Here is an 8,905-nt window from a genome sequence, read left to right as displayed (position 1 = left end):
ATCGGCGGATCCTTTTGGCGAAGAATCCTCCAATCAAATCACTTCAAGCCGTCCTCACCCTTGCGTCGTGTACTGTGGATCCGCTTCGCGACGCGCTTTAGGCTTGGAAAGCGCTCTATTCCGCTGCTTTCGGGAAGGCCTCCGCCGGCCCCGCGCCGGCCTCGCCGGCCGGCTCGTCGGTCGAGACCTGGCCCTTGCCGCGCCGGAACAGGCGGCTGAGCCAGTGGCGCCGCTGGCCGGGCTTCACCTTGGCGCGGGTGAACGCCATCAGCATCGAGGGCGTCACCACCAAGGTCAGCAGCGTGGCGAAGGACAGGCCGAAGACAATCGCCGAGGACAGCGAAATCCACCATTGCGTCGACGGCGCGTTGATCGTCGTCTCGTGATGAAAGATTTCGAGCCCGAGGCCGAAGGCGATCGGCAGCACGCCGAGGATGGCCGACACCGCCGTCAGCACCACCGGACGGGCGCGCTCGCGGCAGGTCTGCAGTACCGCGTCCATCTTGTCCCAGCCTTCCTCGCGCAGCCGGTCATAGGTGTCGATGAGCACGATGTTGTTGTTCACCACCACGCCGGCGAGCGCGATGACGCCGATGCCCGACATGACGATGCCGAAGGCCTCGCCTGTCAACAGCAATCCGAGGAACACGCCGATCGTCGCCATGACCACGCAGGACAGCACCAGCCACACGCTGGTGAACTTGTTGAACTGCGCCAGCAGCACCAGGAAGATCAGGAAGATCGCAGCACCAAAGGCCTTGCCGAGGAAGGCGCTGGCCTCCGCGCTGTCCTCGTTGGAGCCGGCGAGCTTCCAGCGGATGCCGCTGCCGAGATTCATGTCCGTAACGGCCTTGGTCACCTGCTCCTGCACCGCCGCGACCTGCGCGCCGGCGCTGACATTGGCCTGCACCACCACGGTGCGTGCGCCGTCGATGCGGTTCAGGATGCCGACGGTCGGCTCCGGCTTGCGCACGACGAAGTTCGAAATCGGCACCGACCCTTGCGAGGTCTGCACGCGGAGTTCGTCGAGCGTCGACAGCGTACGCCGGTCCTCGGGCAGCCGCAGCCGGATGTCGACGGCGTCGTCGGCGCCGGCCGGCCTGTATTCCGACAGCTTGAGGCCGTTGGTCACCAATTGCACCACCGTGCCGACGGAAGTCGGGCTGATGCCGTATTGCGCCGCCTTGGCGCGGTCGACCTCGATCGCCCAATCGACGCCGGGCGGCGGCAGGCCGTCCGAAATGTCGATGACGTTGGGGATCTTGGCGATGCGTGCCGCGACCGCGCGTGCCTTGTCGTCGAGCCCCGCCGGGTCGGCGGCCGACAGCCGGATCTGGATCGGCTTGCCGGTCGGCGGGCCGGCTTCCGGCACGCGCACTTCGACGTCGACGCCGGGAATGCCGGCCATCACGCCGCGCAGGTCGTCGAGGATCTGGTTGGCCGACTTGCGCTCGCGCCAGTCGACGAATTCGTACTGGATGACGCCGACCACGTCTTCCGGGATGTCCTGGCCGCCGCCCTGCGTCTTGCCGACACGCGTGTAGACCGACTTCACGCCGGGCCAGCCGAGCAGGCGGTTCTCCGCCGTCTTCGTCGCCGCGTCCATTTCGGCCAGCGAAAGATTGCCGCGGGCATGCACATAAAGCAGGCCGTAGTCCGGCTCGACGCTGGGGAAGAACTCGACGCCGGCGCCATATTTCGAATAGGCGAAGCCGACGCCGACCAGAAGTCCGACGGTAAGCAGGATGACAGTGACCGGGAAGCGCACCGCCTGCTTGACCACGGCCATGTACCAGCCGTCGCGGTTGCCCTCCTCGTGATGCTCAGGCGCCTTGGCGAAGATCGCGCCCAAAGTCGGTGCGAAGACCAGCGCGTAGAGCATCGAGGCCGACAGCGTCACGATCAGCGTGATCGGCATGTACTTCATGAAGTCGCCGATGATGCCCGGCCAGAACAGCAGCGGCGAGAAGGCGGCGATGCGCGTCATCGTCGCCGCGATGACCGGGCCGGCCATGCGCTTGGCGGCGAGCGCGAAGGCGTCTGCCTTCGGCATGCCCTCGCTCATGCGCCGTTCGGCGAATTCGGTGACGATGATGGCGTCGTCGACCAGCATGCCGACCGCCAGGATCAGGCTGAACAGCACGATCATGTTGATCGTGTAGCCCATCATGGCGAGCAACAGGATGCCCATCAGGAAGGACGACGGGATGGCTAGGCCGATGAGCAGCGAGGCTCGACCCGACAGCGCGTAGAGGATGACGATGAAGACCAGGATGACGGCGATCATCACATGGTTCTGCAGGTCGCCCAGCAGTTGGTTGACGAAGACCGACTTGTCCTGCGTGTAGGTGACATGCATGCCCTCGGGCATCGTCTTGATGAAATTGTCCGACACTTCCCTGACATGGGTCAGCGTGTCGATCAGATTGGCGCCGATGCGCTTCTTCACTTCGATGGCGATGGCCGGCCTGCCGTCGAGGCGCGTCACCGTTTCGGCATCCTTGAAGGTCGAGCGGATCGTCGCGATATCTTTTGCCTGCACAACCGCATTGGGCGTCGCGACAACCGGCAGGTTGGCGACATCCTCAGGCGTCTCGATCAGCGACGGCACCTTGACCGCGTATTTGCCTTCCGAGCCCTCGAGATTGCCGGCGGCAACCAGGCTGTTCGAGGAGGCGACACCCTGGATCACCTGGTCGAGCTGCAGCCCGTAGGAAGAGAGCTTCACCGGATCGACGACGACCTCGACGAGGTCGTCGCGCGCCCCCTGCAGCGAACCTTCGAGCACGCCGGGCACTTCCTCGATGCGGTCGCGCAGCTCGCGCGCGGCCGACGTCAGCACGCGTTCCGGCACATCGCCGGAAAGCGTCACCACCAGGACCGGGAATTCCGAGACGTTGACCTCATTGACCGTCGGCTCCTCGGCCGCCTGCGGCAGGTCGGCCTTGGCGTCCTGCACCTTGCTGCGCGTGTCCTGCAGCGCCGTCGCGAGGTCGGTCTGCGGCTGGAACTCGACCAGCACGTAGCCGCCGCCCTGGAAGGCGGCCGAGCGCATCTCCTTGAGCCCCTTGAGGCTCTTGAGCTTGCTCTCCATCGGCCTCAGCAGCAGCCGCTCGGAATCCTCCGGCGAGATGCCCTGATAGATCAGGCTGACATACATCATCGGAATCGGAACGTCGGGTTCCGCTTCCTTCGGCGTCGACTGATAGGCGACCCAGCCCGCGACGAGCAGGAACAGCAGCGCCGATATGGTGAGGCGGGCGTTGTTGATGGCGAGTCTGACGATATCCATGACTTCGGCCTGTTATGCTTCGGAGGCTGCGGACTGCCGTCGCCGGGGTGGCCCGGCGCGCGCCGCGTCGTGCTTTACTGCGTGCCGGCGGTGGCTTCGCCGATCAGCTTGCTGATGGTCGCCTGGTCCGCCTCGACGGGCTTCACCAAGTCGCCTTCCTTCACCAATTCCTGGCCGGCGACGATGATGCGAGCATCCTGCGGGATGCCGCCCAGCACCAGGCCGTGCGGCGTGTCGTCGACGAGATCGATCGGGAAGAACGCCACCTTGTCGTCCTTGCCGACGGCGCGGATGCCGAGGTCGCCCTTGTCGCCCAGCGTCACCACCGAGCGTGGCAGCATGACCGCATTGGTCGGCTCGGCGCTGAGCGTGATCTCGGCCGTCATGCCGGCGGGGATCGAACCGTCGCCATTGGGGATCGCCACCTCGACGCGGAAGGTACGGGTCTGCGCCGAGGCATCGCGGCTGATGTAGCGCACGGTGCCGGTGACCTTCTGGTCGTTGACCAGGCGCACGTCGGCCTCGTCGCCGATCTTGACGTAGCGCAGGTCGCGCTCGCTGATCTCGCCGCGCGCGATCACCGGATCGAGCTTCAGGATCGTCGCCACCTCGCCGCCCTGCATCACCGAGCTGCCTAGCTCCACCGGGATGCGGTCGATGACACCGTCGAACGGCGCCTTGACCTCGTTGCGGTCAAGCTCCGCCTGCGCGGTGTCGAGCTGCGATTGCGCCAGCGTCAGGTTGGAGCGGGCGGTGTCGAGCTGCAGCTTGGGCAGGTTGCCGGTCTTGGCCAGCCGCTCGGCGGCGTCGAGCTCGGCCTTGCGCTGCACCAGCAACTGCTTGGCATTGTCGACATTGGAGATCTTCTCCTCGGCCGCGAGCATCAGCACGAGGTCGCCAGTCTTGACGTGATCGCCCTGCTTGACCGGCAGCTTTTCGATGACGCCATTGACGCGGGTTGCAAGAACCGCGCGCTTGTCGGCCTCGGTCAGCCCGGAAACGCGGATGGCGCGCGCAAAGGTCTTGCGCGGCGGCGTCACCACCGCGACGGTGCGCGGCGCAGCCTTGGGCTCGGTTTGCGCCTCGTTCGGCTTGGTGGTGTCCGGCTTCCCGGCTTCAGGCTGCGCCGGCTTGCCGGCGTCAGCCTGCTTGTTGGCGGTAACCGTCTTGTCGGCGGCGCTGCCGACGGAGGAAAACTCGCCCGTCCCCATCCAGGCCGCGAATCCGATGAGCACGACAATGGCTGCAAGCTTGTGAAACCTGATTTTCGGCATCGTCATTTTTCCGTTGCAGGACCTGGCGAGGTCGGCGCTTCCGACTTCGGGCGCGCGGCCGATATGGGTGCGCGCGGGGCCCAGTTCAATTTGCCGTGAACGGCGAAGCGCCGCTTCTACCTGAAAGTTGCGGCGCAATATAGCCGGAAAAGTTGCGGGAACGTTGCGTCGTGGAACGCTGTGCCTCGACAAATATCGGCTTTTCTGCCAGCCGGCTGCCGCTTTTGCAGGCGCGGTGACAGGTTTCCCCAAGGTTACTGGCAGCAGCCGTCAGCATGATGCGAAAAATCTTCCGTATGCAGCGACAGTCGCCCGGCTGGAGCGCAGTCACGCCCGCCATTTCCCGGTTGAAGCTGTCAAGTGATGAGATTCAGCAGCCGGAAGAGACGCTCGAAGGTCTTGCCATAGGGCGGGCGCAGCAGGCCGCCGGCGCTGAGCTTCGACTGGATGAAGATCGGCTTTTCCTTGCTGAAGGTGCGGAACCCCCATTCGCCGTGATAGGCGCCGGTACCGCTCTCGCCGACGCCGCCGAAGGGCTGCCGCTCCTGCACCAGATGCAGCATGCAATCATTGACCGTGACGCCGCCGGCCACGGTTTCCCGCATGACCCTCTGGCGATTGGCGCTGTCGCTGCCGAACCAGTAGAGCGCCAGCGGACGCTCGCCCCGGTTCACATGCTCGATGGCCTCGTCCACCGTGCCATATTCGACGATCGGCAGCACCGGCCCGAAGATCTCCTCGCGCATCAGCCGCAGATTCTCGCCGGCATTGCGCACCAGCACGGGCGCCATCTTGCGGTCGGTGACGCCAAGCTTCTCGTTCGCAGGATTGATCTCGGTGATGTCGGCGCCGCTGTCGCGCGCCTCGGCCACCATGTCACCCAGCCGCCGGTGATGCCGCTCGCTGACGATCGCCGTATAGTCGCGATTGTCGCCAAGGCGCGGATAGAGCTTTGCGATTGCCGCGGCGAACTTGGCCGCGATCGCCGCGCCCTGGCCTTGCGGGACCATCAGATAGTCCGGCGCGATGCAGGTCTGGCCGGCGTTGAGCAGCTTGCCATAGGCGACGCTGGCGACCGCCGCGTCGAGATCGCAGGAGGGATCGAAGATCGCCGGCGACTTGCCGCCGAGCTCGAGCGTCACCGGCGTCAGATTGGCGGCGGCGGCGAGCGCAACCTGGCGGCCGACGGCCGTCGAACCCGTGAATAGCAGGTGATCGAACGGCAGGGACACAAATGCCTTGCCGACCTCCGCGTCGCCGACCATCACGCTGACCTCGTCGGCGGCGAAATATTTTTCGACCAGGCTGGCAAGCAGGTCCGAAAACTTCGGCGTCAGTTCCGACGGCTTAATCATAACGCGGTTGCCGGCAGCGAGTGCCGCGGTCGCCGGCGCAACGGCGAGCTGGAACGGATAGTTCCAGGGCGAGACGATGCCGACGACGCCGAGCGGTTGCGGCAAGAGGCGGTTGCGTCCCGGCAGGAACGGCAGGCTGGTGGCGACGCGCCGCTCGCGCATCCAGGCGCCGAGATGCGACAGCGCATGCCTGATGCCGGCGCGCACGACGAACAGCTCGGCAAGCCGCGTTTCCTCAGCCGAGCGTGCCGAAAAATCGCTGTCGATCGCAGCACATATTTCGGCTTCATGCTTTTCGGTGAGCGCCAGAAGGCGGTTCAGCCGGTCCTTGCGCGCCGCCAGCGTCGGGAACGGCTCCTTCTCGGAGGCCCTGCACTGCGCTTCAAACCTGACCCCGAGAGCGTTCCGTCCGGTCTGCAGCATCGCTTACCTCCCCTTTACGTTCAGGTAAGTTACATCGGCCAAGCTACCGAATCCAGCATTGCCCCGATCCAAGCGATCCGGATATCCCATTTGGCACCCGTCATCGACATAGGAAAGCCACCGGTCCGCAAACGGCCCTTTTCGCCGTTCATGCATGAATTGGCGTGCAAACGGTCCTTGGCGGCGGTGGGCGGCTCGCGACAGAACCGCAAGATCGGTCGAGCGCCTCATGTCCGCGCGGCTTAGCTGATGCTGCCACGGAGAATGGAACGATGAAGGCGGCAGTTCAAAACCACCATGCCCGGATGCAGAGGGTGCTGGATCACATAGACCGGCATCTGGACGACGATCTGGACCTGGACGCGCTGAGCGGTGTCGCGGCGTACTCGAAATATCATTTCCACCGGCAGTTCACGGCGACCTTCGGGCTGTCCGTGCATCGCTATGTCCAGCTCGCCCGCATGAAGCGCGCTTCATGCCGGCTGGGCTGCGCGGATGCCGAAAGCGTCACCGATATAGCGATGGATGCCGGTTACGACGCACCTGATGCCTTCGCCCGCGCCTTCCGGCAACGGTGCGGGCAATCGCCCTCGTCGTTCCGAAGGTCTCCCGACTGGGGTTCGTGGCTGATGGCCTTCGGGCCGCTCGACAACGCGAGGAGAAAGCTCATGCAGATAATCTTTACACCGGAAGACGTGATGATCCGCGACGTGCCGCCCACCCCGGTGGCGATCATGGAACATCGCGGGGCTCGGGCGACGCTCGGCGACACCATCCAGCGGTTCATCGCCTGGCGCAAGGCAGCCGGCCTGTCGCCCGAAACGAGCCCGACCTTCAACGTCTTCCGGTCCGAGAGATGTCCCGCTGTCGCGGCCGACTACAGCATGGACATTTGTGTCGGCACCGACCGGCCGATCGACGCGGGCGACGAGCAGATGAAGGCTGGCGTGATCCCCGGCGGACGCTGCGCCGTGCTGCGCTACCCCGGCAACACCAACAATCTGGAGCCGGCCGCGCTTTATCTTTATCGCGACTGGCTTCCGGCCAGCGGCGAGGAAGCACGCGACTTCCCGATCTATTGCCAGCGGCGGCTGTCCTTTTCCCCGGACGCGCCGGTGCCTGAAATCATTGTCGAGCTGTTTCTGCCGCTGAAATAGCGCCGCCCTCTGACGGCGGCCTGTCCACTCAAAAAACGGACCGGCCGCTGTCCACAAGGTCTCGGTCTTGCAGGTTCAGAACCCCGCAATCAGGCACGGCGCCGCGCGGATTCCGGCTTGATGCGCGCGGCGAGGAATTCCTTGACGCGACGGCCCGGCGCCGGGCCGCGCAGCGGCTTGAAGCCATCGTCGAGCTCACCCGAGAGATCGAGCGTGGCCCGCTGGCCGACGGCGTCGTAATTTTCTTCCAGCCAGTCGCTGGCGGCGCTGCGGCCGAGGTCGCGCAGATAGGCGATGAAAGCCCATTCGGCATTGACCTTGGATGAGGCGGACAGGTCCTTGAAGGCCTCGTCGGCATCGATGCGGTGCATGCGGATGTCGCGATATTCGCCATGCGGCAGGCGCCCGGCCGCGATCAGTTCCTTGACGAAGGCGATCGAGCGGAATTCGCGCAGCAGCCCGGCGTTGAAGGTGATCTCGTCGATGCGGTTCTGGATCTCGTTGGCGCTCTTCGGCGTGCCTTCGCGCACCACAGGATTGATCTGCACCAGCAGCACGTCCTCGGTCGCCGCCGTCTTGAAGAATGGATAGAGCGCCGGATTGCCGCCATAGCCGCCATCCCAATAGGGCACGCCCTTGATCTCGACCGCCTGGAACAGCTGCGGCAGGCAGGCCGAGGCCATCACCGTGTCGAGGTCGATCTCGCCGTCGGAGAAGACGCGCAGTTGCCCGGTTTCGACATTGGTCGCCGAGATGAACAGTTCCATCGACTTGCAGGCGCGCACGTTGTCGAAATCGATCTCCTTTTCGACCACGTCGCGCAGCGGGTTGAGGCCGAGCGGATTGGCGACATAGGGCGAGAACACCCGCGACATCGTGTCGAAGAAGACATAGCCGGGTGTGTTCTCGATCGACCAGTTGCCCCAGACCACATCCCAAGGCATGCGCTGCACCGGGCTGAAACGGCCCTTCGAGGCCACCGCCCGCCAGAAATCGTCGAGCTTTTTTCGCGCGCCTTCCACGCCGCCCCGGACAAACCCGTCGGCCAGCGCCACCGCGTTCATGGCGCCGGCGCTGGTGCCGGACACCGCCGCGATCTCCAGCCGCCCATCCTCCAGCAGCCGGTCGAGCACGCCCCAGGAAAAGGCGCCGTGTGAGCCGCCGCCCTGGAGGGCAATGTTGATCTTCTTCTTTTCCTCCGCCTTGCCGTTCTTCGCCATGGCGTTCCTTGTCCCGATGCGCTGGCCTACCGCCGCGTCATTTGGACGGAGCCGGTGCAGTCAGCCTATGTTGCAGTGCAGCATATAAGGGCGGACCAAGGCAAGAACACGAACACACAAGCGTGATCATGGATTTTCCTCGCCCCACGAAGTGGGCTACAGCATGCTGTGACTGGCGTGACTG

6 protein-coding genes are annotated in these 8,905 nt (G+C 65.0%); 1 reads left to right on the top strand and 5 read right to left on the bottom strand.

What is annotated here, in order from left to right; genetic code table 11:
* Positions 1 to 115 precede the first annotated feature (115 nt).
* The 4 genes from FJ417_RS07520 to FJ417_RS07505 form a co-directional block, all read right to left on the bottom strand.
* Positions 116 to 3,292 carry an efflux RND transporter permease subunit gene (locus FJ417_RS07520; protein WP_140783010.1) on the bottom strand — a complete coding sequence of 1,059 codons (3,177 nt, stop codon included), beginning with the start codon at positions 3,290 to 3,292 and terminating at the stop codon, positions 116 to 118.
* 74 nt (positions 3,293 to 3,366) lie between these two features.
* Complete coding sequence (locus tag FJ417_RS07515) at positions 3,367 to 4,566, bottom strand: efflux RND transporter periplasmic adaptor subunit (RefSeq protein ID WP_140704611.1); 1,200 nt, start codon at positions 4,564 to 4,566, stop codon at positions 3,367 to 3,369.
* An 85-nt stretch (positions 4,567 to 4,651) separates the two neighbouring features.
* On the bottom strand, positions 4,652 to 4,897 hold the full coding sequence (locus tag FJ417_RS07510; RefSeq protein ID WP_140783009.1) for a hypothetical protein: 246 nt from the start codon (positions 4,895 to 4,897) through the stop codon (positions 4,652 to 4,654).
* Positions 4,898 to 4,922: 25 nt separating this feature from the next.
* Positions 4,923 to 6,344: a coniferyl aldehyde dehydrogenase gene (locus FJ417_RS07505; RefSeq protein ID WP_140783008.1), complete on the bottom strand. Its 1,422-nt coding sequence runs from the start codon at positions 6,342 to 6,344 to the stop codon at positions 4,923 to 4,925.
* A 272-nt stretch (positions 6,345 to 6,616) separates the two neighbouring features.
* Between FJ417_RS07505 and FJ417_RS07500 the strand changes: the two genes are divergently transcribed.
* Positions 6,617 to 7,501 carry an AraC family transcriptional regulator gene (locus FJ417_RS07500; protein WP_140783007.1) on the top strand — a complete coding sequence of 295 codons (885 nt, stop codon included), beginning with the start codon at positions 6,617 to 6,619 and terminating at the stop codon, positions 7,499 to 7,501.
* A gap of 89 nt (positions 7,502 to 7,590) precedes the next feature.
* On the opposite strand, the gene FJ417_RS07495 is transcribed toward FJ417_RS07500, so the two are convergent.
* Positions 7,591 to 8,721 (bottom strand): patatin-like phospholipase family protein, encoded by a 1,131-nt coding sequence (locus FJ417_RS07495; RefSeq protein WP_140645818.1) that lies wholly within the window; start codon positions 8,719 to 8,721, stop codon positions 7,591 to 7,593.
* Between the last annotated feature and the right edge of the window lie 184 nt (positions 8,722 to 8,905).

Origin of the sequence: Mesorhizobium sp. B3-1-7 (assembly GCF_006439385.1) — a bacterium.
Taxonomy (GTDB): domain Bacteria; phylum Pseudomonadota; class Alphaproteobacteria; order Rhizobiales; family Rhizobiaceae; genus Mesorhizobium.
Note: the sequence above shows the minus strand (reverse complement) of the source record. Positions and strands in the feature narration are given on the sequence as shown.

Coding starts and splice junctions, on each gene's coding strand:
- FJ417_RS07520 (WP_140783010.1), bottom strand. CDS start 3,292: ATGGATATCGTCAGACTCGCCATCAACAACGCCCGCCTCACCATATCG.
- FJ417_RS07515 (WP_140704611.1), bottom strand. CDS start 4,566: ATGCCGAAAATCAGGTTTCACAAGCTTGCAGCCATTGTCGTGCTCATC.
- FJ417_RS07505 (WP_140783008.1), bottom strand. CDS start 6,344: ATGCTGCAGACCGGACGGAACGCTCTCGGGGTCAGGTTTGAAGCGCAG.
- FJ417_RS07500 (WP_140783007.1), top strand. CDS start 6,617: ATGAAGGCGGCAGTTCAAAACCACCATGCCCGGATGCAGAGGGTGCTG.
- FJ417_RS07495 (WP_140645818.1), bottom strand. CDS start 8,721: ATGGCGAAGAACGGCAAGGCGGAGGAAAAGAAGAAGATCAACATTGCC.